At 60.6% G+C, this 22,866-nt stretch carries 20 protein-coding genes; 5 read left to right on the forward strand and 15 right to left on the reverse strand.

Features of this window, described 5'->3' with window-relative positions; all coding sequences use genetic code 11:
* The first annotated feature begins 20 nt into the window (after nucleotides 1-20).
* Nucleotides 21-773: a cell division protein ZapD gene (gene zapD / locus FF090_RS15670; protein WP_138857610.1), complete on the forward strand. Its 753-nt coding sequence runs from the start codon at nucleotides 21-23 to the stop codon at nucleotides 771-773.
* Nucleotides 770-964: a DNA gyrase inhibitor YacG gene (locus FF090_RS15675; protein WP_138857611.1), complete on the forward strand. Its 195-nt coding sequence runs from the start codon at nucleotides 770-772 to the stop codon at nucleotides 962-964. Before zapD ends, FF090_RS15675 begins: the two co-directional genes overlap by 4 nt.
* Here the strand turns inward: FF090_RS15675 and FF090_RS15680 are convergent.
* From FF090_RS15680 to tal, 3 genes are read right to left on the reverse strand one after another with little or no spacing between them, the layout of a single operon-like run.
* Nucleotides 951-1,586 (reverse strand): HAD family hydrolase, encoded by a 636-nt coding sequence (locus FF090_RS15680; protein ID WP_175423689.1) that lies wholly within the window; start codon nucleotides 1,584-1,586, stop codon nucleotides 951-953. The genes FF090_RS15675 and FF090_RS15680 overlap by 14 nt on opposite strands.
* Entirely contained in the window at nucleotides 1,583-3,199 is a 1,617-nt protein-coding gene (gene pgi / locus FF090_RS15685) for a glucose-6-phosphate isomerase (protein WP_138857613.1), read from the reverse strand. The genes FF090_RS15680 and pgi overlap by 4 nt, the downstream gene beginning before the upstream one ends.
* The gene (tal, locus tag FF090_RS15690) at nucleotides 3,199-4,143 is read right to left on the reverse strand and encodes a transaldolase (RefSeq protein WP_138857614.1); all 945 of its coding nucleotides are present in this window, start codon (nucleotides 4,141-4,143) and stop codon (nucleotides 3,199-3,201) included. The genes pgi and tal overlap by 1 nt, the downstream gene beginning before the upstream one ends.
* Nucleotides 4,144-4,402: 259 nt before the next feature.
* Here tal and FF090_RS15695 point away from each other — a divergent pair, with 259 nt between their 5' ends.
* From FF090_RS15695 to FF090_RS15705, 3 genes are all read left to right on the forward strand, one after another.
* Nucleotides 4,403-5,959: a S8 family serine peptidase gene (locus FF090_RS15695; protein ID WP_246071442.1), complete on the forward strand. Its 1,557-nt coding sequence runs from the start codon at nucleotides 4,403-4,405 to the stop codon at nucleotides 5,957-5,959.
* Between the two features lie 146 nt (nucleotides 5,960-6,105).
* A complete protein-coding gene (zwf, locus tag FF090_RS15700; RefSeq protein ID WP_138857616.1) occupies nucleotides 6,106-7,554 on the forward strand; it encodes a glucose-6-phosphate dehydrogenase in 1,449 nt (482 codons plus the stop codon).
* A gap of 8 nt (nucleotides 7,555-7,562) precedes the next feature.
* A complete protein-coding gene (locus tag FF090_RS15705; RefSeq protein WP_138858420.1) occupies nucleotides 7,563-8,423 on the forward strand; it encodes a MurR/RpiR family transcriptional regulator in 861 nt (286 codons plus the stop codon).
* A gap of 4 nt (nucleotides 8,424-8,427) precedes the next feature.
* Here the strand turns inward: FF090_RS15705 and FF090_RS15710 are convergent, their stop codons facing one another.
* The 12 genes from FF090_RS15710 to FF090_RS15765 form a co-directional block, all read right to left on the reverse strand.
* Nucleotides 8,428-8,733 (reverse strand): STAS domain-containing protein, encoded by a 306-nt coding sequence (locus FF090_RS15710; protein WP_138857617.1) that lies wholly within the window; start codon nucleotides 8,731-8,733, stop codon nucleotides 8,428-8,430.
* A gap of 1 nt (nucleotide 8,734) precedes the next feature.
* Nucleotides 8,735-9,370, reverse strand: coding sequence for an MlaC/ttg2D family ABC transporter substrate-binding protein (locus FF090_RS15715; RefSeq protein ID WP_138857618.1), 636 nt, complete (start codon nucleotides 9,368-9,370; stop codon nucleotides 8,735-8,737).
* 83 nt (nucleotides 9,371-9,453) lie between these two features.
* On the reverse strand, nucleotides 9,454-10,200 hold the full coding sequence (locus FF090_RS15720) for an MlaA family lipoprotein (protein WP_138857619.1): 747 nt from the start codon (nucleotides 10,198-10,200) through the stop codon (nucleotides 9,454-9,456).
* Nucleotides 10,197-10,670: an outer membrane lipid asymmetry maintenance protein MlaD gene (mlaD, locus tag FF090_RS15725; protein ID WP_138857620.1), complete on the reverse strand. Its 474-nt coding sequence runs from the start codon at nucleotides 10,668-10,670 to the stop codon at nucleotides 10,197-10,199. The genes FF090_RS15720 and mlaD overlap by 4 nt, the downstream gene beginning before the upstream one ends.
* A gap of 13 nt (nucleotides 10,671-10,683) precedes the next feature.
* On the reverse strand, nucleotides 10,684-11,460 hold the full coding sequence (gene mlaE / locus FF090_RS15730) for a lipid asymmetry maintenance ABC transporter permease subunit MlaE (RefSeq protein WP_138857621.1): 777 nt from the start codon (nucleotides 11,458-11,460) through the stop codon (nucleotides 10,684-10,686).
* Nucleotides 11,460-12,269 carry an ABC transporter ATP-binding protein gene (locus FF090_RS15735; RefSeq protein WP_246071444.1) on the reverse strand — a complete coding sequence of 270 codons (810 nt, stop codon included), beginning with the start codon at nucleotides 12,267-12,269 and terminating at the stop codon, nucleotides 11,460-11,462. Before FF090_RS15735 ends, mlaE begins: the two co-directional genes overlap by 1 nt.
* Nucleotides 12,270-13,054: 785 nt before the next feature.
* Nucleotides 13,055-17,302: a pilus assembly protein gene (locus FF090_RS15740; protein ID WP_138857622.1), complete on the reverse strand. Its 4,248-nt coding sequence runs from the start codon at nucleotides 17,300-17,302 to the stop codon at nucleotides 13,055-13,057.
* Between the two features lie 877 nt (nucleotides 17,303-18,179).
* Complete coding sequence (locus FF090_RS15745; RefSeq protein ID WP_138857623.1) at nucleotides 18,180-19,298, reverse strand: PilW family protein; 1,119 nt, start codon at nucleotides 19,296-19,298, stop codon at nucleotides 18,180-18,182.
* 1 nt (nucleotide 19,299) lies between these two features.
* On the reverse strand, nucleotides 19,300-19,701 hold the full coding sequence (locus FF090_RS15750) for a type IV pilus modification PilV family protein (protein ID WP_138857624.1): 402 nt from the start codon (nucleotides 19,699-19,701) through the stop codon (nucleotides 19,300-19,302).
* Between the two features lie 13 nt (nucleotides 19,702-19,714).
* Nucleotides 19,715-20,317 carry a GspH/FimT family pseudopilin gene (locus tag FF090_RS15755; RefSeq protein WP_138857625.1) on the reverse strand — a complete coding sequence of 201 codons (603 nt, stop codon included), beginning with the start codon at nucleotides 20,315-20,317 and terminating at the stop codon, nucleotides 19,715-19,717.
* On the reverse strand, nucleotides 20,311-20,751 hold the full coding sequence (locus tag FF090_RS15760) for a type IV pilin protein (RefSeq protein WP_138857626.1): 441 nt from the start codon (nucleotides 20,749-20,751) through the stop codon (nucleotides 20,311-20,313). Before FF090_RS15760 ends, FF090_RS15755 begins: the two co-directional genes overlap by 7 nt.
* A 627-nt stretch (nucleotides 20,752-21,378) precedes the next feature.
* The gene (locus tag FF090_RS15765; RefSeq protein WP_138857627.1) at nucleotides 21,379-22,866 is read right to left on the reverse strand and encodes a glutamate synthase subunit beta; all 1,488 of its coding nucleotides are present in this window, start codon (nucleotides 22,864-22,866) and stop codon (nucleotides 21,379-21,381) included.

Below are 22,866 nucleotides of genomic sequence, written 5' to 3' on the forward strand. Positions count from 1 at the left end.
CCCTGATTTCAGGGCCGGCCGTGTTGCTCTACGAGTTCCCTCTCAACGAAACCCTTCGTACCTTGCTGCGCCTGGAGCACCTCTTCGGGCGCCTGGGACAGTTGGCTGCGCGCGATACGCCGCTGGATCACCACTTCGCACTCACCACACTGTTTGAGGTGGTGGAGGTCGGAGCGCGCTCCGATCTCAAGTCCGATCTGATGAAGGAGTTGGAGCGCCACAAGGCGCAGTTCAATTCCTATCGCGGCAACCCGGCCGTGTCAGAGGCTGCGCTCGACGATCTCATCCAGCGCCTGGACCGCGCCTTCCAGGCCCTTCATCAGATGCAGGGCAAGCCCGGGGCCGTGCTGGCCAGCAATGAGATGCTCAACGGCCTGCGCAGCCGTATCGCCATCCCCGGCGGCACCTGTGAGTTCGATCTGCCCGCCTATCACGCCTGGCAGCAGCAGCCCTGCGCCGTCCGGCAGCCTCAACTGATGAGCTGGATGGACAGCGTGGCGCCCGTGGCCCAGGCCGTGGATCTGCTGCTTTCCCTGCTGCGCAAGAACGGTGTGCCGCAGATGGTGGCCGCACAAGCCGGGCAGTACCAACAGTCCCTGAACGCCGCGCGTGCACACCAATTGCTGCGCCTGCGGATTGCCCCCGAGCTCGGGCTGATCCCGGAAATCAGCGGTCATCGTCTGATGGTCTCCATCCGCCTGCTGCGCGAAAGTGAAGGCCGGCTCAAGCCCTGCCGCGACGACGCCAGCTTTGAGTTGTGCCTGTGCGCATGAGCACCCGCCAAGTACCCTGCCCGGGCTGCCGCGGGCCAGCGCTATTCAGCCCTGAAAACCGCTGGCGCCCGTTCTGCAGCCAACGCTGCCGCGAAATGGACCTCGGCGCTTGGGCCAGTGAGCAATTCCGCGTGCCCGCCGCCCCCCCGCAGGACGGCGATCCAGACCCACAGATCGTCACTCCGGGCTGAGCACCCCGCGCGCCTTCAGCGCCTCCCGCAAGGCCTGGGCACTGGTGAAGAGTTCAGCCTGCCACCCCGCGCGGCGAGCCGCCTCCACATTGATGGGGTGATCGTCGATCAGCAGCAGTTGCTGCGGCGGCCGGCCAAATCGCTGCGCAGCCCGCTCGAACAAGCGCAGATCCGGCTTGCACATCCGCTCCTCGCTGGAAAAGACTCCCGCCTCAAACCACTCGGCCAACGGGTGGTGGGCGCGCAGATGGGTCACCAAGGGGGTCGGCATGTTGGAGAGAAAGCAGGGGCGTTCACCCGGCCTCAACTGCCCAAGCTGCTGGACCAAGGCCACAACCTCGGCCTGAGGCTGCAACTCATCGCGCACCGCAGCCAACAGCTCGTGCATGTCTGACTGGGACCATCCGGTCCGCTCGCAGACAGCGGCGATCAGCTCCGCCTCATCCAACAAGCCTTGATCGAAGCGCCCCCAATCCCCCTCATAGCCTTGCAGCAGCGTGGCCACGGTCTGCGCGCATTCGGCCGCGTTTCGTGCACGGTGCGGCCACACTTGCGCCACTAATTGAGCGGGCCGCCAGCGGAACACCACACCGCCGAAGTCAAAGACCGGGCGCAAGTTCATGACGCAGACTGGCGCAACCACTGCAAGGCAGCCGCAGTGGAGGCGTCCAGCCCCGTGACATCGCCATCCCGAAAGCGCGGCAGCAATTCGCTGCACAAGGCCTTGCCCAGCTCGACCCCCCATTGGTCAAAGCTGTTGATGCCCCAGACCGCGCCGCTCACAAAAACCCGGTGTTCATACAGCGCTATCAATGCGCCCAGATGGAAGGCGTCGAGCCGATCCATCAGGATCAAGGTGGAGGGTCGATTGCCCGGGAAGCTGCGGTGACGGGCCAAGGCCTCAGCGGAGAGATCCGGGTTCGCCGTGGGCGGTCGCTCACCCAGAGCCTCGGCCTCGGTCTTGCCCTCCATCAGGGCCTGCGCCTGGGCCAAGGCATTGGCCAGCAGCTTGCAGTGCTGATCAGCCAAGCGCTCGGCCAACTCGCCTTGGGGCGCCCGCGCATAGCGCGGATGGCGCACCAGCAAAAACTCCACCGGCACCGGCTCCGTACCTTGGTGCAGCATCTGGAAATAGGCGTGCTGGCCATTGGTGCCCGCCTCGCCCCAGATCACCGGGCTGGTGGCGTATCCCAGCGGCCGCCCTTCCCGATCGACGCCCTTGCCGTTGCTTTCCATCTCCAATTGCTGCAAGTAAGCCGGCAGGCGGCGCAGGCCCTGGTGATAGGGCGCAATCGAACGGCTGCCAAAGCCCAGGATGTTGCGATTCCAGACATCCAACAGCCCCAATTGCAGTGGCACATTGCGCGCCGGTTGGGCCTCCGCGAAGTGGCGATCCATGGCGTGCGCACCGGCCAACAGCTGGCGGAAGGCCGCAGCGCCAATGGCAATGGCCAAGGGCAGGCCGATGACCGACCACAGCGAGTAGCGGCCGCCCACCCAGTCCCAAAACCCGAAGACGCGCTCGATCCCGAAGGCCCGCGCCGCCGTGGCGTTGCTGCTGGTGGCCACAAAGTGACGCGCCACCTCCTGCCCGCCGGCCGCCAAGAACCATGCTTTGGCGGCCTGTGCATTGGCCAGGGTCTCCTGCGTCGTGAACGTCTTGGACGCCACCACGAAGAGCGTGCGCAAAGGGTCCAGGCCCGGCAACACACCCGCCAACTCCTGCCCATCGACGTTCGAGACGAAGTGCAGGCGCAAGCCCGCCGGAAGGTCCGCCGCCAAGGCCTGCACGGCCATCGCCGGCCCCAGATCGCTGCCGCCGATGCCGATGTGCACCACATCGGTAAAGCCGCCCGCGCGGGCCTCTTCGGCATAGCCCAGCATGGCATCCAAGGCCGCGTGCACTTCGCCATTGAAGGGCGTTGCCGCCCCTTTGGGTGCGCGCAGGGCCGTGTGCAAGACCGCGCGGCCTTCGGTGTTGTTGATGGGCGCGCCGCCGAGCATGGCATCGCGTTGGGTCAGCACCTCGCAGTCCTGGGCCAACTGCAGCAGCAAGGCCGCTGCGGCCTCATCAACCAAGTTCTTGGATAGATCCACGCGCAGTCCGGCGGCCTCAAAGGTCCAGCGCGCGGCCCGCTCGGCTTCGGCCGCGAAGGCCTCACGCAAGCGCACCGGTCGCGCAGCGGCCTGCGCCTGCAGCGCCGCCCAGGCCGGGCTCTGGTCGGCGCGCCGCATCAGCGAGCCGCCTCGATCAGGGCTTCCAGCTTGCCCGCATCCACCGCGAACAAGCGGATACCCTCGGCCAGCTTCTCGGTGGCCATGGCATCTTCATTCAAGGCATAGCGGAAGGCCGCTTCATCCAGCGTCACGGCCGGCTGGGGGGAGGCGGCAGCCGGGTCCAAGCGACGCGTGAGCGGCGCTTCGGTGGCCTGCAGTTGCGCGAGCAAGTCCGGCGAGATCGTCAACAGATCGCAACCGGCCAAGGCCTGGATCTGCCCGATATTGCGGAAGCTCGCCCCCATCACCTCGGTGGCAATGCCCTGGCTCTTGAAGTAGCTGTAAATGCGCGTCACCGACAGCACGCCGGGGTCACGTTCCAAAGCGTTCTCGGCCTCCACCCACTGCGCCCCCGCACTCTTTTTGTACCAGTCATAGATGCGGCCCACGAAGGGGGAAATGAGCGTAATGCCGGCTTGACCGCAAGCCACCGCCTGACAGAACGCGAACAAAAGCGTCAGATTGCAGTGGATGCCCTCGCGCTCCAGCTCGGCAGCGGCGGCAATGCCCTCCCAGGTTGCTGCGATCTTGATCAGCACACGCTCACGCGGCACGCCCGCGGCCTCATAAAGCGCCATCAAACGGCGAGCGCGGGCCAGTGTGGCCGTCTTGTCAAAGGACAGGCGCGCGTCCACTTCGGTCGAGACACGACCCGGGATGTGCTTGAGGATCTCCAGACCGAAGCGAACCAACACGCGATCGACCACCTCGTCCATGCCGGCCCCGGCGTGGGCTCGCACGGTTTCCTGTAGCAGCGGCGCATATTCCGGCTGCTGCACGGCCTTGAGGATCAGGGAAGGGTTGGTGGTTGCGTCGCGGGGGGCGAACTGCGCGATTTGCAGGAAATTGCCGGTGTCAGCCACCACGGTGGTGAATTGCTTGAGCTGTTCGAGTTGATCCATGACGGGTTTTCGGGTCGATTGCAAGAGGTGTGGCGAGCATGCCGGGCTCGACCGGTGTGACGGATTCGGGTTGTTGCGACGGGGTAGTTCCGGATAGGGAAAGCACATCCTTCTTTTTGGGGATAGGCCCTAGGCACTGTTTCTAAATGCTTCATAAAGTCGCGCCCCACGCAGCCGGTGCAAACAAATGCATCGGCCTCCCAGTAAAGCCGGGGCGGCGTGCCCCAAATTTTTGAACGGAACCAGTTTCATGAAGTGCTTGAACAAGACGTCTGTGTTGCAGACGCTGCTGACGGTGGCCGGTGTGTTGTGCGCGAGCGGTGTGGCTCAGGCTGCCCCGGCGGAAAAGACCCGCGTGATTGTCTCGATGAAGCCGGGCAGCGCCTCGGCGGTGCGCAACGCCGTGTTGGCCGCCAAGGGCCAGATCAAGCACGAGATCTTTGGCACCAATGCCATGGCCATCGAAGTGCCGACCCAGGCACTGAAGGGTCTGCAAAACAACCCCAACATCGAGTACGTCGAAGAGGACGAGAAGCGCTACCCCTTCGCCCTGACCTCGCCCTCGACCGGCACCCCTTACGCGCTGGGCCAGCAAGTGCCTTACGGCATCAAGCTGGTGCAGGCCGACCAGTTGAGCGACGACCTGACGGGCAATCGCAAGATCTGCATCATCGACTCGGGCTACGACCGCAGCCACGAAGACCTGAGCAGCGGTGCCAACGTCACCGGTGAGTACGACAGCGGCACCGGCTGGTGGTACACCGACGAAAACCATCACGGCACCCACGTGGCAGGCACCATTGCCGCACTGAACAACGCCGGCAAGGGCGTGGTGGGCGTGAACGCCAACGGCAAGATCAAGCTGCACATCGTCAAGGTGTTCGGCGCCGATGGCTGGGCTTATTCCTCCAGCCTGACCACCGCCGCCAACAAGTGCAAGGCCGCTGGCGCCAATGTGATCAGCATGTCCCTCGGTGGCGGCCGCTCCAACCGGACCGAGCAGCGCGCCTTTGACCAACTGGCCGCCGCCAACATCCTGTCGATCGCCGCCGCCGGCAACGATGGCAACGCCGTGGTGAGCTACCCCGCCGGCTACAGCAGCGTGGTGATGGTCGCCGCTGTGGACGAGAACAAGCAGTGGGCCAGCTTCTCCCAGTACAACAGCAAGGTGGAAATCTCCGGCCCCGGCGTCGGTGTGTTGTCCACCGTGCCCGTGGGCGGCGGCCGTGACTCCGCCCTGAGCGTGGGCGGTGTGGCCTACACCGCGGGTGCCATGGACGGCTCGCCCCTGGGCACCGCCACCGGCGCGCTGGCCAACTTTGGCCTGGGTGACACCGTGCAGGCAGGCGCCATGACCGGCAAGGTCTGCCTGATCCAGCGCGGCACCGTGGACTTCTCCACCAAGGTCAGCAACTGCCAGGCCAGCGGTGGTGTGGGCGCCGTGGTCTACAACAACGCCGCCGGCAGCTTCGGCGGCACCTTGGGCACCACCGTCACCACCATCCCCTCGGTGACCGCCACCGACACCGATGGCGCCGCCATGCTGGGCAAGTTGGGTCAGTCGGCCACCGTGGCCGTCACCCCGAGCAGCTACGCCTACTTCGACGGCACCTCGATGGCCACGCCCCATGTGTCCGCTGTTGCCGCCCTGGTGTGGAGCCGCAACCTGAACTGCACAGCCGCACAGATCCGCAACTCGCTCAACAAGAGCGCCGAGGACCTGAACACCGCCGGCCGCGACACCAAGACCGGCTTCGGTCTGGTGCGCGCCAAGGCCGCCGACGACCGCATCAAGAGCCTGGGCTGCGGCAACTGATCGCCCACCCGCTCGATGCACGAAGCCCCGGTTCGCCGGGGCTTTTTTATTGGCGCCCGGGGTTTGTCTTGCGTTGACCGTCGGAAGAAACCGATGCATCATCATGTCGGTAACTTTATTACATAACGGGCCAGCCCCGGAACGGCATGTCTTTTGATCTCGTCTTCTTTGGTGGCACCGGCGACCTGACCTGGCGCAAGCTGATGCCGGCCCTGTTCCAAGCCTTCCGGCACGGCAAGCTGCCGCCGGGCGCGCGCATCCTCTCGGTGGCGCGCGACGAGCAAAGCGACGCCCAGTACCGCCAATGGCTGCATGAGCGCTTTCGCGAGGTCGAGGGGGCCAAGCGCCCCAGCGACGAGGAGTTCGAGCGCTTCGCCGCGCTGGTGCACTACCGCCGCATGGACCTCAGCCAGGCCGAGCACTACCAGCATCTGCGCCAATGGCTGGATGAACGCCGCGCCGACACCGTGGTCTTCTACCTCGCCACCAGCCCCCATCTGTTCACACAGATCTGCGAACAACTGGGTGCGGCCGGCCTGAACCACGAGCGCGTGCGTGTGGTGCTGGAAAAGCCCCTCGGTCATGACCTGGCTTCGGCCCAGCAGATCAACCGCGTGGTGCGCTCGGTGTTCGACGAGACCCAGGCCTTCCGCATCGACCACTACCTGGGCAAGCCCTCGGTGCAGAACCTGATGGCCCTGCGCTTTGGCAATGCACTGTTCGAACCCCTGTGGCGGCGCGAAAGCATCGCCAACATCCAGATCACACTGGCCGAGTCGCTTGGCGTCGGTACCCGCGGGCCCTTCTACGATGGCACGGGCGCCTTGCGCGACATGATTCAAAACCATGCGCTGCAGCTGCTCACCATGATCGCCATGGAGCCGCCGGCCAGCAACGATGCCGACGCCATCCGCGACGAAAAGCTCAAGGTGCTGCGCGCGCTCAAGCCCTTCAGTCCCGAGGCGGTCGCGCGTGATGTGGTGCGCGGCCAATACCGGGCGGGCAATGTCGACGGCCAGGGGGTGCCTGGGTATCTGGACGAAGCCAAGATCCCAGCCGACAGCTGCACCGAAACCTTTGTCGCCCTCAAGGCCGAGATCCAGAACTGGCGCTGGGCCGGCGTGCCGTTCTACCTGCGCACCGGCAAGCGGCTGGCCGCGCGAGACGCGCAAATCGTCGTCAACTTCCGCCAGGTGCCGCATGCCATCTTCCCCGGCCCCCAGCGTGCCAATCGCCTGATCATCAAGCTGCAGCCCGAGGACGGTCTGGAGCTGGAATTGCTGGCGGCCAAAGGCAGCGGGCACGGCGAAGCCCTAGCCCCCGTCAAGCTCGACCTGGACTTTGACCGTGCCTTCAGCGCCACCAACCGCGTGGGCGCCTACGAGCGCCTGCTGCTGGATGCCATCGCCGGCAAACTCAACCTCTTCGTTCGCAGCGACGAACAGGAGCAGGCCTGGCGCTGGGTCGAGCCCATCTTGAATGCCTGGGCCGCCAGCGAAGAACCGCCACGCCCCTACACCGCCGGCAGCTGGGGCCCCGCCGCAGCTTCCGCAATGGTTGCACGCGATGGCTTCACCTGGCCGGAGGAGGTTTGATGAGCTCGATGCTTGAACGCGTCAAGGCCGCCCTGCCCGCCCTGCCCCCGGCCGAGCAACGGGTGGCCAAACTGCTGCTGGAGGATGCCCGCGCTTTTGCCACCTTGCCCGTCAGCGAACTGGCCGACCGCGCCCAGGTGAGCAAGCCCACCGTGGTTCGCTTCTGCCGCAGCGTGGGCTATGACGGTTTGGCCGACTTCAAGCTCAAGCTGGCCGGCAGCGTGAACGAGGGGGTGCCCTTTATCCATCGCGCCGTGGAGGCCGACGACAAGCCCGCGGACCTGGTGGTGAAGGTGGTCGACAACGCCGTGGCAGCGCTGCTGCACTACCGCAACGACGCCAACAGCCACGCCGTCGACCGGGCCATCGCGGCCTTGACCTTGGCCGGCGAGCAGGGTCGCCGCATTGAGTTCTGGGGCGTCGGCAATTCCGGCATCGTGGCGCAAGACGCGCACCACAAGTTCTTCCGCCTGGGCGTCCACAGCAGCTGGTGCTCGGACGGTCATGTTCTGTTGATGAGCGCCACCATGCTGGGCAGCGGAGACTGCGCGGTGCTGATTTCCAATTCGGGCCGCAGCCGCGACCTGCTGGATGCGGCCGAGACGGCGCGCAAGAAGGGGGCCACCCTCATCATCCTGACCGCCAGTGGCTCACCGCTGGCGCAGCTGGGCCAGATGCCCGGCCATGTGATGCTGGCTGTTGACCATCCCGAGGACTTTGAGCGTTACAGCCCGATGGTCTCCCGCCTCTTGCAACTGGTGGCCATCGACATCCTGACCACTGGCGTGGCGCTGCGGCTGGGCGAACGCCTGCGGCCGATGCTGCAGGAGATCAAACGAAATCTGCGCAGCAAGCGCTACGCCAGCTGAAGCCTCAGGCCGGGGACCAGATCAATTCGTGCACGCCATAAAGGCGTGCCAGGTCTTCCAACGCCGGCGGTGCGGCATGCACCTTGAGAGCCAGCCCATGCTGCTGGCACAGGCGCGCGCAGCCCAGCAGCAGGCTCAGCACCGAGGAGTCGAAGTCACTGAGCTCGGCAGCACTGATCTGTACCTCCCGGCCGGCCGCTGCCGCCACCCCGGCGGCTTCGGCCTTCAAACTGGCCTGCCACTGACTCCAGAGCGCGCCCGCCTGTGCGAGCAAGACGTTGGCGGGCAGGCGCAGCAAGCTTTCAGGCATCTCAGGCGCCCGACTTGGCCGCGGCCTTGGTGTTGCGCTCGACCAGGGACTGGATCAGGCCATCGATGCCCTTGGCCGAGATTTCCTGGGCAAAGCTGCTGCGGTACTGGTCACCCAACCAGATGCCCAGCACATTCATGTCGTAAATCATCCAACCCTTGTCGCCCTTTTCAAGGCGGTATTCCAGTTGGATCGGATCGCCCTTACCGCGCACCTGGGTCTTGACCACCACCTCGGTCTCTTCCGGTGCGGCCTTCAGCGGCTTGAACGCCAGCTGGTGGTCTTTGACCTGCGACAGCGCGCCCGCATAGGTGCGAATCAGCAGGGTGCGGAATTCCTTCTGCAGCTTGTCCTGCTGCTCAGGCGTGGCCTGGCGCCAGTAGCGTCCCACCGAACTGGCGGTCAGGCGCTTGAAGTTCACATGCGGCATGACCTTGGTTTCAACCAAGGCTTGGATGCGACCCATGTCACCGGCCTGGATGGCCTTGTCTGCCTTCACCGCCTCGATGGTCTCTTGCGAGAGTTCCTTGACGAGGCCATCGGCCGTCGATGCGTCCGCCCCCAGCGCAGGCAAGCAAGCCGCAGCACTCAGGCCCAGGGCCACGATCCAAGCATTCAGTTTGAGTTTCACAAGCATCCTCTCTCAATCGGTAGAGCCAGCGCCAGTTGGCGTGGCGACGCACAACGCGTCAACAGTCCTTCGGGCCGACAGGCCCCGCCTCAGGGCGATGAAGCCGCCGATGCGGCCGGCTTTGGCGGCAGCACCTCAAACTCATCGTCCTCGCTGGGCTTGGGGCGCTTCTTGTAGTTGGCGCGCTGCAAATAGGCGTCGCGGAAGAAGGTGTACTTGTCCAAGGCAATGCCTTCCACCAGCTCACCGGCCTGCAAGAAGCTGGCGCGGGTGTGAATCACTTCCAGCGCCGTGGCCGCAATGCGGCTGCCAGCTTCGTCAAACAAGACCGAAGAGCGCGCCAGTCGGTCCACCGGAAGTGCGACGGTGTCGCGCACCGTCGAAGGCCCCATCAGCGGCAACACCAGATAGGGCCCACGCCCCACACCCCAGGTGCCCAGAGTACTGGCGAAATTGGCACTGCGCTTTTCCAGACCCGCCTCACCGGCGATATCGATCAAACCGCCCAGACCCAGCACCGAGTTGAACGCAAAGCGCGCACCCTGCTCCACGCCCAGCTGCAACTCGCCCTGCAACAGCCAATTCACCGAGGACCAGGCATCGGCCAAATTGCCAAAGAAGTTGCCCACCGCCTGCCGCGCCGGCGACGGCACCACTTCTTGGTAAGCGCGTGCCGCCGGCTTGACCAGTGACTCATCCAGCACGTCGTTGAAGGCAAAGACCTTGCGGTTGAATCCCTCCCACGGATCTTTGGGGTGGGGCTCGGCACCCGGCGGCAGCGCCGTGCTGGCGCAGGCGCTCAGCAACAGGCTGAGCAAGGCCACACGCAGTCTCATGGCTTGTCCCCCGCCGGCTCCGCCGCTTTGTTGTAGAGGAACTGACCAATCAGGTTCTCCAACACGACGGCCGACTGGGTCTGCTTGATCACATCATTGGGTGCCAGATTCTTTTCCTCAGCACCCGGCTCCAGGCCGATGTACTGCTCACCCAGCAGGCCCGAGGTCAGGATCTTGGCCGAGCTGTCCTTGGGGAAGAGCACGCCCTGGTTGAGGCGCAGGCTCACACGGGCCTGAAAGCTCTTGTCGTCGAAGCTGATGGACTCCACCCGTCCGATCACCACACCGGCGCTCTTGACCGCAGCCCGGGGCTTGAGCCCCCCGATGTTGTCGAACTTGGCACTGACCACATAGCCCTCGTCAAAGTTCAGACTCAAAAGATTGCCCGCCTTCAGGGCCAGGAACAACAAGGCCGCCCCGCCCATCATCACGAACAGACCAACCCAAAGATCATGTTTCGAATTCGACATCCTTACTCTCCCTTCACAGCGAGAACATCATCGCTGTCAGCACGAAATCCAGGGCCAGTACGGCCAATGAAGAGCGCACCACCGTCTGGGTGGTGGCCTGCGCGACGCCTTCCGGCGTGGCGCGGCAGCTAAAGCCCTGCCAAAGCGCCACAAAGGTCACGGTTAATCCAAAGACCAGACTCTTGACCACGCCGTTCCAGACGTCGGCAAACACGTCCACGCCGCCCTGCATCTGCGACCAGAACGAACCGCCGTCGATACCCAGCAGAGGCACCGCCACCAGCCACCCGCCGATGACCCCCACCGCCGAGAACACAGCAGCCAGCAAAGGCATGGCGATCAAGCCGCCCCAGAAGCGTGGCGCCAACACGCGCTGCACCGGGTCCACAGCCATCATCTCCATGGCGGTGAGTTGTTCGCCGGCCTTCATCAAGCCGATCTCGGCCGTCAGTGCGGTGCCGGCCCGGCCGGCAAACAACAGGGCGCTCACCACGGGCCCCAGTTCACGCACCAGGCTCAGCGTCACCAACAGGCCCACCGCCTCGGCTGAGCCATAGCGCTGCAAGGTGTAATAACCCTGCAGGGCCAGCACAAAACCGACAAACAGGCCCGAGACGCTGATGATGGACAGCGAACGATTGCCGAGAAAAAACAATTGGTCGCGGATCAGCCCAAAGCGACGCAAGCTGGCAGCCAGGCGCGCCAACAAGCTCAGTAGCAGGCGCGTGGCCGCCCCCAACTCTTCCAGGCCCTCGATCACATAGCGACCCAGCTGTGCAGGCTTCAGCATCAGAAGGCCCCCACGCCGAAATCTTGCGCCACCGGCAGGGCCGGCTGGTGAAAACGCACCGGCCCATCGGCCTGAGCATGGACGAACTGGTGCACCAAGGGATCCTCGCTGGCCATCAATTCTTGCGGCGTGCCCTGCGCGACCACGCGACCATTGGCCACAAAGGCCACCCGGTCGGCGATCGCAAAGGTCTCGTGCAGGTCGTGCGACACGATGATGCTCGTGAGCCCCAAAGCGTCATTGAGCTCGCGAATCAAACGCGCCGCCACGCCCAGGGAAATTGGATCCAGGCCGGCAAAGGGTTCGTCATAAAGCACCACGTCCGGATCCAGCGCGATGGCACGGGCCAAGGCCACGCGACGCGCCATGCCGCCCGAGATCTCGCTAGGCATCAAATCCCTCGCCCCGCGCAGGCCCACCGCATTGAGCTTCATCAGCACCAGATCACGGATCATGGACTCGGGCAGATCGGTGTGCTCACGCAAGGGGAAGGCAACGTTTTCGAACACCGACAAATCAGTGAACAGGGCCCCGAACTGGAACAGCACGCCCATTCGCCGCCGCACGGCATACAGCCCGTCGCGATCCAGGGTGCTGAGGTCTTGCCCATCAAAGAGCGCTTGCCCGCGCTGCGGCAGGATCTGGCGCCCAATGACGCGCAGCACCGTAGTCTTGCCGCCCCCCGAGGTGCCCATGATGGCCAAGACCTCACCGCGCCGTACTTGCAGGTTCACATCCTGCAGCACCACGCGGTCGCCATAGCCGCAACTCAGTTCGCGCAGTTCGATCAAAGGCTTAGTCGCAGGCAAAAATGGCTCTCCAAGCTAGAAGCAGATTTGGACCCTACCTCCTGGGACGGAAGACAAGGCCGCGCATCATAGGTGGAAACCCTGCTCAAAATTCCCTCAAGGCAATGGCGATGTTGCCTCCCCGCGACCGGCGGAGCTGGACTCAAAATCCACCTCAATCCGGAGCCACGACTTGACCGGGAGACCCCCCCGAAGCGCGGCTCGATAGTGCACGGTAGAAAACGCACGGATCAACTCATCGCGTAGCGCTTGGGGTAAGTTGGGGCTCTCGACTCGAATGCGACGAACCATCCCGCGATCGTCAACAAACAATACGGCCCGTCCTCTGTAGGAGCCGGGTGGTGGTGCATCCCCCTCTGGCCAACGCAACACAACCTCATGGACAGGCGCCGCCACATCATCTACCTCAGTGCGCGGCAGATAGTCCTCTTCCCTGAACTCCTCACCTTCAGTCGCAATCCCGCCTGGCAGGGAGGCCCCACCAGACCACGCTCCCCCGGCGCTCTGCTCGCCCTCCGGTACGGCCCCCTCGTCAACGACAGGCGCTGACGCAGCTGGAGACTGAACAGCAAGAGCTGCGGAACTGGGCGAGATCAGTCTCAGCCGGATCGGGAGAAGTTGGAGTGGCTGGGCCGCAGAAGCTTTTCCCAAAGGCCCACTGCTTCCAGTTCCCGACCCAACCCGAATCACCCCCAACTCCGGAAGTATCCAAACCCCAACCAGAGCACTATGAATCGCCAAGGAAAGGCCTAGACATATCCCCAGTTGAGAGCCAGAGCGCAATGTCAATTCGTCAATTCACGCCACGAACTGCGCTTAGCAGGCTGACGAGCCCCGGTAGCGGCGGTGCAATCTGCACAAGGGGGTTCCTTTTGCGTACTAACAGCTCCGCCTTTACCGGTGATGATAGTTACAGGGCCAGTATCACCTATTACAGTCGTCAAGCCAGCAACCATTTCGGGAAGCTTATTGGACTCGCCTTTGCCAGAAATTACATCCAACTCATAAAGCCAGGACGTACCAGACTTACCCGCTTCACACTCATCGGCAGATCCTCCAGGCAGATTGCCCGCGGCCTTCAGGAGGCGTCCTGAAATCTGCATATCAACATCCACACGCTCGCCGGCTGGCAAATCCACATACCAACCCGACTTGGCGGCCCAATCAACCTTGGGGCTGGCAGGATCAATAACGCGCCTGGACGGCTTGCTCACGTCGGGCGCCAGCGTTTGCTCCACCAATTCGTCCCTTAACACAGAATATGCTGCATTGGTCAGCGGATCCTTGAAGGCATAGATGGACTGGACTGCGGTTGTACTAATATCGCTAGAGCCCAAGTACTTTCCAGTGCCAACGAATAGAACCGGATATTTCACCGCATTGTATTTCAATTCAGCCACCTGAATCTGTGTCGTCACTGGCTGAGGAGCGCCAGTCGGACCAACCAACGAAGCCAATTTAAGGACACCAGAAGCAGGCTGAAAGTTACCGTCTATATCGAAGCGCCAAACGCCACCCGCGAGATCGCCCGCATAGAAGCGACTTGCAATGTTTTGCTCACCGTCCTCAACCCAGGCAGACAGCTTTGAAAGACCCACCGAAGCACCGGTCCTCAACTCATCAATGAAGACACCGGTATTCGCATCAATGTATACCATCCGATCTTCGGCACCAGAGTTATATCCCGAAGCAAACGCAACGATCCACCTTCCATCACTCCGCCTCGTCACGATCGGGTTACTGAACGTCAACCCCAACGCACCCGAACCGGCATATTCCCACAATGGCTTTGGATCAACCGGATCGGTAATATCAAGCGCAAAGTAACCCACCCCTCCCGCATTCAGCCCAACAACCACAATGGTGCGCCAAACACCATTGGCGTCGCTGACATCCGCCACAATGGCGCTGCCATCCACGGTAAAAGTGTGTTTCGATTCATAATTGCGATCGGCCAATCGATACAACTTACTCATCACCAAGCCTGGCACATAGGCCCACCGCTCCTCGCCGGTCGCCTCATCAAACGCATGAAGCATACCGTCATTGGCGCCAACCAAAACAACCTTAGCGCGCGTACTCTTGGCCGCCACAAAACTGGAATAGCCAGGAAGGCTATATTTAAATGGAGGCTTACCAACGTACACCGGCGACGAGCTCACAATGTCCCCCAAAATTCCCGCCCTATTCCTGAATAGCGGATTGACATTGCCTCTCAGAAATTCAACGAGATTGGCTCCAGAATTCACAGCCGCGAGATCAGCCGCCGACAGGCTCCCACACTGACTCAGCGCCGGAGCCTTACTGCACGCATCATCAAAATACGCCTTCTGTACCGAGGAGAGCTTCGAATATGTAAACTCTTCTCGGGTTAAAGCACCAGCCGCTCCCGCAGCAAAATATATTGAGCGGGGCGATGTTCGCTTTTGCAACTGATCCGCAGCTGACCATTTGGCAGCATCCACCAACGTGCCGTCCGAGGCAGTTTTAGTCAACACAACCTGAGAACCAATGAACTCGTACTTGCGGAGATCACCCGTCCAATCGACCGACTTGAAGCTGGCGACATAGACTCCGTTGTCGCCTGCAACTGGCTCTAAGCTACTCGTAGCAGCCGCCGACGCCGAACCGACCAAGCCCTGTAGCGAACTCAAAATGGAGTTCAACCCCACGGAAAGGCTGTCTGGATCGCTAGCTGTAAAAAATTTACCCCGACCGTTCACCGCCGCATGCCACAGGTCATCAATATTCGCTGCACCTGCATTCGATGAAGGTACAGGCCAATCTTTACTCCCCGCTCGCAGATCCGCAAAATCTCCAGAGGCCTGGGTCTGGTAGTTTGGATCCCATTTGAGTATGCCGTTCTGACCGACCGACAACGAATAGGTGGTCATGTGCTGCCAATTTGCATCGTCAAACTGCCCAGCCTTAGGTACATTGTTCTTGCACAAGTCCCTACCACTGGGTCCACCACAGTTGCCAAGCGCTGTCGTCCTCAGGTCCGTCGCGTAGTAATACATCGCCGCGTCCGCCAGAGAATTATCGGAGCCATTTGTCGAGGTGGTGCTTGTGGTGCTTGTCTTGGCGCCGACCGTAGTAACTGGCGATGTTTTCGTGACGACCGGCGTACCTTTCACGGTAGCAGACAACCCGCTGCTCAAGGTTTGGCTGACTGGAGCCGTGGTCACGGCTGGAGCATCAACCACCTTGTTGTGGTCTGCAGGTCGAGCCGACAAACATCCCGCATTGGAAACACTCACGAGCCTGGGACTGGTTTGATCGGTTCCGAGTGACTTGGAATCTGGCGGCCTGACCACATCAGGCAGCATCGTCTGCGAGGAGCTTTCGGTCACCTTATTGACGACAGTGGATCCTGCGGTTGTGATATCAGAACTCAGGGTGCCATTAACCGTTTCAACCACCCGCGTCCGCGGAGTCGTCTCCGTCACTCGCTGGGTTACAACGTCCTCCCAGGATATTTCGGTTTGAGTTGTGACTTCTGAAACATCACGAATGTCGTAGCTCGTAATCTGCCTTTCGTAATACCTTCTTCCCGAACCGCAACTCCCTTTATCCACGTAAAAGGTGCGCAACTGCCCTTTCGTGGGCGTATAGATTCTGCTTTTAACAGTCTTCAACCGATTGGATCGCGTCGTCGTGGTCTCACGGTATTCATCGATCGTGTCCCATTTTTCGGTCAACCGAGTGGTCGTCAACCGCCCGTCAAATTGGGGACGCGGTGTGCTGCCGCCATCCTGCTGTCCGATCAAACTCGTCCCATCCAGCTGATAACCATCGGAGGAGTTCCAATAACCATCAGTCGACAGAATCGCAAAGTTCTTCTGACAAGAATACTGAACCGGATCCCTTGACTGCCCAGTAGCCTTGTTTGCATAGTATCTCCCAACGCGCGCCAATGCCCGGCGCAGTGGCGTGTTACCAGAGGGGGAGGCAGAATTGAACTGCCGATAAAACTCTGACTTCTGTGTCGAATCAAAATCAGCAATATCGAGCGCCGGAGTTTCGTCAGAGTAGTTAATGAGCGACAAGCCAACGCGGAACTTGTCATCCATCCCCGCGAAGGCTCGGGACATACCGGTTCGCATCATCCACATTCTAACGCTGTAGTATTTTTGCCAATTGGCATAGTTTTGCGCCTCAGTTGAACTGGGCGTAACAATGACCGCGTCAAATAGGGCGGCATTGGGCCCGCCAATCTCCGAATTGCACTCCGCGTAGAAATTTGTGCTGGTATCCAACCCAGAGGTCGTGTACTTGAAGCTCAACGGCGGATTCGCGGTCGCGTCTCCTTTGTAAACGTAGTACACATTGTCAATTGGCGAACCTATACCAACAAAGGGTTCGCTCATCGTTCCTGAACCCACTGCCATTGCCACTTGAATTTTCAGCTGATTGGTACTGGCTGACCACTCGGCGATCTTGCCGACAATGTAGCGATCAGAGACAAGGTACGTATTGCCACGCCAATCGGTTGCCGAGCCGATCAGTGTCACAACACCCCCAATCTTGTAATAGCTCGATTGGTCGCCTCGAACTGTTACAGAAATCGGGCCTGTAGTAACGACCGAATGAGTGGCAGGGCTCGTTACCAGATCAAGACGGGTCAAATTGCCGACGGCACCACTCACAAAGTTATAAGAGACACTCGGAGCAGCCCCACCGAGAAACGCCGTGCTGGCCGCGGATTCACTGGTTCCATCGGCTTTCTTCGGCAGCTCATAAATAGTCCCAGGCTTGTAGCCCAAACCATTGCAATGCGCAGATCTCCGGCCATACTTTTCATTGTTGGCGGAAGTCCCGTACTTGGCCTCATCAGGCATATAGTCCCAAGACATACTGCCCGAGTTATCCATGATAAACATCAGGTTAGGCTTGACCACGACCTGAGGGCGCGTAAACATAGGTTCGGTGGCAATATCGACAACACCACTCTGAGCACCAGCTTGGCCCACATAGAACAGCAGTAGCGATGAAGCCACAACCAGTCTCTTCGCGAAAGTTCCACTCAACATTTCTATCTCCTCAGCGCTACCCGCAGGCTAGCCCTTAAAAGAACACCATCGTTTCAGAGTAGCTCACCGTCCCCCGGACACCAGTTACCCTTGTGATAATTCTGTAGTAAGCCACTTGCGGCGGCACGGTGCGAGGCCTTGGATTGGCCTTCCCGTAGCGTTTGTCACCCTTTTCAATCGCGTCGGTATCGTCCACTCCAACAACACTTGATGGGCGCAGACAGTTGTTACCTTGAACTGGGCCTACAGAGGCACACATCCGCGTTATGTAGTACTGAATCGTCATGCCAGGCAGCGTTCCAGCCGGGGGTTGCACACTAACCGGTTGCCCGATACATGCGCCAACTGTTCGGCCATTCAGTCCTGATGCAGCGCAGCTATTGCCGTCCCAATCAATTAGCACGGCTGGCGTATTGGCAGGAAGGTCGGATCTGGGCCCCCCCCCTTCAAGAGCAGGTAGCAGCGTGGCAGAATATCCGCTAGCTGGAATATTATTGTCAAGATTGGCCTGATTATTCAACCAATTGATTGCGCTCTCGGCCCCGACCGAACTCGCAGCCAGAGTTTCCTGCTTGAAACTCACATTTCCGAGGACCAACAAACCAGAGTCAACTGCCCGTAGTAGCGCGACGGCGCCCAGTGTCAAAGTCACCAGACCCAGCAACGCAAATACCAAGGATATTCCACGCTGGTGGCTTGGGGACCAACGGCGTGCAGCGACATGGTGCTCTCTAGGAATCATGCAGTATCTCTTTTGAGGTCACTATCAGCTTGCGTTTTTGCGGCCTGCAGACTGCGTGCCAGCGAAACACCAAACATAGCTGTCAGCACGAGGCCGAGCCGAGCCAAGTGAGTTGCACATATGGGTCATTCGGGATCAAGGTGTTGGGGCCGGTGGCGTGATCACCCCAATCACCGCGTCAGCACGAGAGATAACATTGCGCAATGGGATCACCGATTCAAAGACTTTGTACCGATACCTTTTCCAATCAGTCGCGCCGCCCGTCCTCAGCCTGAGGCAGCTTGACGCTCCGCAGGCATAACTACCAGTGGTCACCGCGCTGCTGCCAAGATTCCACTCCGGAGCAGACAGCGTTACGTCCTCTTTTTCAAATTGAGCGCTGCGCGCGAGTACCGCAACTCGTATGCTGCGAACTGCCAACCATTGAGCATTGCTAGTCGGTAAAACCTGGTCGTATAGATCCACCACATCATCACCATTCGTATCCTTCCCATAAAGCGCCATCAAATCTACGATGTTGCTCTGGACTCTCTGCACTGAGCCAGCGCGCGCAATATTCCGCGTGTCAACAGTTAAATTATTGTTTGCATCGATGGAATATGTTTGATCGATCAATTGCCCGAGATTTATGGCAATAGTGGCCGTCGTCGGAGCGAGATCCGGAAAAACCGCCGTACTCCAACCATTGGCACTGGAGATCGGGATCGCGTTTTGCGCCACAACCGCCCCAGCCTCCAGCACCTGGCAATTGGCATCTACCCCGCTTGTTAAAAGCAAAAAATCTCCCTGGTCGACCCCCAAAGACGAAACAACATTCAAAACAGTGGCACCCGCCACATAAAATGGCGCTGCTGTCGTTATCGGTATCGAAAACTGCGGCTTTGAACTCCTGATCACCCGTACTGCATCAGGCGCGTTGGCCCCACCTGCTGTGATCAGTACCGGCCCCAGTCTTGCAGGCAAGCCTGCAATTGCCACGCCACTCTTTTCCGCTGAAAGAATGCAACCGAGAGCATTGCCTTCGGTTGCTATCCCATAACCAGCAGTTTTTAGGCTTCTTTGAATTTCATATAGAGCAAGTCCGCCACTCACTTGAGCATCCGTGCCGGAGGTCGAACCCCGCCGCCAACCTTCCGACACGGCCAGTACCTTGGCTACAAGCACAGTCGCAAACAGGCCAATGGCAACGCCAATCATTACCTCAATCAAGGTGAATCCACCTGATGCTTCTCGAGCGCACCCAGAGGTTTTCATTTCATGGATTCCAAGTCATCGATGCGACGTATTGATGCGCCTGGCCGTTTGGCTCCGCCCAATTCAGCGTTACCGTAACAAGTCCACTGGTCGCATTGCGGGCAATTGCCGGAGTCCCTGCCCCTGGCAACAATCTGCTGACCTTCGCCAGCCAATCTGCACAGCGTGAATAAGTTGCACAGTTGGCTGTTTGATATTGAGTCAGATTCGACTGATGATCTGTTTGAATTAAGGCGAACAAATCTTCAGCCAAATTAACAGCATCCGATCGGATTTTTCCCGTCGTCTGCGCCTGCGTCATAGCCGCTTGCAAGCCTATCAGGCCAAGTATTCCAATTGAAAATATCAATATTGCGACCAATGCTTCCAGGATCGCAACTCCCTGCGTTTTGTGCTTGTTCATCGCCTTTCACTCCTCACAACGGGCATGCCCGAGGATCGCCCGCTGCAACGCCGTGTTCGCACATTCGTACCAGGCCGCCTGACTCCACCACCACCCTCAGTCGGCGTCCTTGCCCATTCGTGGCTTCTACATCGATTGTGTAACGTGTCGCTACGGCAGGAGCCTGGCCCAAGCCGTTAAAAATGACCCTGTTAATCGAATTGCCGGCGTCATCAACGGCAGCCACTTTCAATGCAGTGGAATTCTCTTCGGCCTTCGATCGCTGAACCAATTGCGGTGCGGCAGTCAGCGATGGCGCAGCTCCGCAAGCAGCCGTGGGATCGGAAATGCTCACGACCCAGGCGGCCGACTGCGAAGACAACACGCAAGCGTTACCCGGAATTCGAGATCCTGTGTCCTCTACCATCCAAAAACCCACCGCAGTGTTTCTGCGCAAAGCCTCAGCTCGAGCAATACTTAATCCGTTCTTAATAGATTCGGCACCAGATCTAACTCGAAGATCCCTAATCCAATCCGCAACAGAGGGCGCCACAAGTGCCAGCGTCAACACCAACAAAGCCATCACCACGACCGCCTCTATAAGAGTCATGCCGCGTATGAATTCTTGCTTCAACATTCGTCGCCTCTCATAAGCCAGCAGCTCTTACCCGATGCCCCTCCCTTGAATGTCACCGTGGTTGGATTATTGTCCTGATCAATAGTGTACTCATGCCCATCAGCAGGCGTGCCGGCCTTTCCAGTTGCGGTTGCAATATAACCTTGCCCACTATTCTGCAAAACGCAAGTAATGGTGAATTTGTCCGCCAGTTTTCCCAGGTCAATAGTCCCATTACTGCAACTGGCGGCGCCGAAATTTCTGAAATCCTGATAATACTGCTCAAGCTTTACACGTAGCGTGGACAGCCCTGCAGTGCCATCCGGTAGTGCTCCACGACGTACGTAATCTCGGTACGATGGCAGCGCCACTGCGGCCAAGATCCCCACAATTGCCACAGTAATCATCAACTCAATGAGCGTGAATCCGTTCGGTAGACAGTTTTTCGCTTTCATGGCCTACAAGTTCCTCGGTCTGATTCATCTTGGCGTGTGTCAACGCCACGCCGGGCACCGTCAACTGGTGTGCGGTCCGCACATGTCTTATCGTCCTTGAATTCGCGGTAAGGGACATCATGCCTGCCAAGGAGTCTCGGCACCGCGCAAAAGTCACAGTGGGGGGCGACGACCAGATCTTCGATGCATTACCCGCGACAGGCGGCACCAATTTGTATCAGCGCGAAAGCCCGTGTTGATAGCTCAGCACTCGGCCTTTGTGGCCCGTCCCCATCCGCCTTCACTGGTGTCCATCTAGGGCAAGAGCCGCTGTGCTTTGCGAAGCAGCTACTGTTCGTCGGACCGGGCTGGGACAAAACGATGTAATAACTAGCGCCTCTCCGGCGCACTGGACGGCGTTAGCTGGGCCGCCATCGGCTTCACGCTTTTGAGTTGGGGCTCGTCACCGGCCTGCACTGCCCCCCCCCCGACGGCCACACAACCTCGATTGGCAATCCGCATGACCCAGGACCGCAGCAGTGTGCGCAAAGTAGGGCAAAACTTGGCCAGTTCTGCCGTTAAGGTTCACCGCGCGCTTGGGGCGCGCGCAGAATGTCTAGCGCCTGTATGCACAGCGGAGGTAGCCGATCATCGATGCAAAAGGCTGCACCCTTTAAGGAACTGATCCACCGCCCGCGCCGCCTGGCGCCCTTCCCGGATGGCCCAGACCACCAGGCTCTGACCCCGCCGCATATCGCCCGCCGCAAAAACCTTGGGGATCGGGGTGGCATAGCCGCCCACCGCATCGGTATGTGCCAGCGCGTTGCCGCGAGCATCGCGCGCCACGCCAAAAGATTCCAGCACGCTAGCCAGCGGCGCCGTGAAGCCCATGGCCAGCAGGACCAGGTCGGCCGGCCACTCCTTCTCACTACCGGGCACCTCCTTGAACTTGCTGCCCTGCCACTCCAACTGAACGGTGGTCAGGCTCTTCACACGCCCCTTGTCGCGGCCACTGCCCGGATTGAAGGACTTGGTCGCAATCGCAAACACGCGTTCGCAGCCCTCCTGATGACTCGAACTGGTGCGTAGCTTGATGGGCCAGTAGGGCCAGGTGAGTGCGCGGTTCTCCTGTTCAGGCGGTTGCGGCATCAGCTCGAACTGGGTCACCGACAGAGCCCCATGGCGGTTGCTGGTGCCCACGCAGTCGCTGCCGGTATCGCCACCCCCAATCACGATCACATGCTTGCCGGCGGCAGAAATCTGCCCTTTGACCTTGTCGCCGGCGTTGACCTTGTTCTGCTGCGGCAAGAACTCCATCGCAAAGTGCACGCCGTCGAGCTCTCGGCCAGGCACCGGCAAATCGCGGGGCGTTTCGGCGCCGCCGGCGAGCAGCACCGCATCAAACTCGGTCTGCAGTTGTGCAGCGCTCACGACCTCGGTGGCCTCGTTCATCACCCGGGCGCCGGGGCCTTCCTTGGGCATATCCCCGACCAAAGTGTGGGTACGAAAGCGCACACCTTCCGCCTCCATCTGCGCCACGCGACGGTCGATGTGCATCTTTTCCAGCTTGAAGTCCGGGATGCCATAGCGAAGCAAACCACCGACTCTGCCATTCTTCTCGAACACGGTGACCGCATGACCGGCCCGCGCCAATTGCTGGGCCGCGGCCAGCCCAGCCGGGCCTGAGCCCACCACCGCAACGGTCTTGCCGCTGCGTTGCTGGGGGGGCTGGGGCTGGATCCACCCCTCGGCCCATCCCCGGTCGATGATGGCGTGTTCGATGGACTTGATGCCCACCGCGTCGCCATTCACGTTCACGGTGCATGCCGCTTCGCAAGGCGCCGGGCAAATCCGGCCGGTGAACTCTGGGAAGTTGTTGGTGCTGTGCAGCACCGCCAGCGCCGCCTGCCATTGCTGGCGATAGACCAGGTCATTGAAGTCCGGGATGACGTTGTTGATCGGGCAGCCGTTGTTGCAAAAGGGCGTACCGCAATCCATGCAGCGTGCGGCTTGGATCTTGCTGGCCGCCGCATCCAGGCCAATGACGAACTCTTTGTAGTGGGTCAGGCGCGCCTTGACCGGGGCATAGCCCTCTTCGAGTCGCGCGTACTCCATGAAGCCAGTGGTCTTTCCCAT

Source organism: Inhella inkyongensis (assembly GCF_005952805.1).
Lineage (GTDB): Bacteria > Pseudomonadota > Gammaproteobacteria > Burkholderiales > Burkholderiaceae_C > Inhella > Inhella inkyongensis.

Bases quoted from the DNA above. Each gene is read 5' to 3' on its own strand.
- FF090_RS15675 (WP_138857611.1), top strand. From the start codon at position 770: ATGAGCACCCGCCAAGTACCCTGCCCGGGCTGCCGCGGGCCAGCGCTA.
- FF090_RS15680 (WP_175423689.1), bottom strand. From the start codon at position 1,586: ATGAACTTGCGCCCGGTCTTTGACTTCGGCGGTGTGGTGTTCCGCTGG.
- pgi (WP_138857613.1), bottom strand. From the start codon at position 3,199: ATGCGGCGCGCCGACCAGAGCCCGGCCTGGGCGGCGCTGCAGGCGCAG.
- tal (WP_138857614.1), bottom strand. From the start codon at position 4,143: ATGGATCAACTCGAACAGCTCAAGCAATTCACCACCGTGGTGGCTGAC.
- zwf (WP_138857616.1), top strand. From the start codon at position 6,106: ATGTCTTTTGATCTCGTCTTCTTTGGTGGCACCGGCGACCTGACCTGG.
- FF090_RS15705 (WP_138858420.1), top strand. From the start codon at position 7,563: ATGCTTGAACGCGTCAAGGCCGCCCTGCCCGCCCTGCCCCCGGCCGAG.
- FF090_RS15710 (WP_138857617.1), bottom strand. From the start codon at position 8,733: ATGCCTGAAAGCTTGCTGCGCCTGCCCGCCAACGTCTTGCTCGCACAG.
- FF090_RS15715 (WP_138857618.1), bottom strand. From the start codon at position 9,370: ATGCTTGTGAAACTCAAACTGAATGCTTGGATCGTGGCCCTGGGCCTG.
- FF090_RS15720 (WP_138857619.1), bottom strand. From the start codon at position 10,200: ATGAGACTGCGTGTGGCCTTGCTCAGCCTGTTGCTGAGCGCCTGCGCC.
- mlaD (WP_138857620.1), bottom strand. From the start codon at position 10,670: ATGTCGAATTCGAAACATGATCTTTGGGTTGGTCTGTTCGTGATGATG.
- mlaE (WP_138857621.1), bottom strand. From the start codon at position 11,460: ATGCTGAAGCCTGCACAGCTGGGTCGCTATGTGATCGAGGGCCTGGAA.
- FF090_RS15740 (WP_138857622.1), bottom strand. From the start codon at position 17,302: ATGTTGAGTGGAACTTTCGCGAAGAGACTGGTTGTGGCTTCATCGCTA.
- FF090_RS15745 (WP_138857623.1), bottom strand. From the start codon at position 19,298: ATGAAAACCTCTGGGTGCGCTCGAGAAGCATCAGGTGGATTCACCTTG.
- FF090_RS15750 (WP_138857624.1), bottom strand. From the start codon at position 19,701: ATGAACAAGCACAAAACGCAGGGAGTTGCGATCCTGGAAGCATTGGTC.
- FF090_RS15755 (WP_138857625.1), bottom strand. From the start codon at position 20,317: ATGTTGAAGCAAGAATTCATACGCGGCATGACTCTTATAGAGGCGGTC.
- FF090_RS15760 (WP_138857626.1), bottom strand. From the start codon at position 20,751: ATGAAAGCGAAAAACTGTCTACCGAACGGATTCACGCTCATTGAGTTG.
- FF090_RS15765 (WP_138857627.1), bottom strand. From the start codon at position 22,866: ATGGGAAAGACCACTGGCTTCATGGAGTACGCGCGACTCGAAGAGGGC.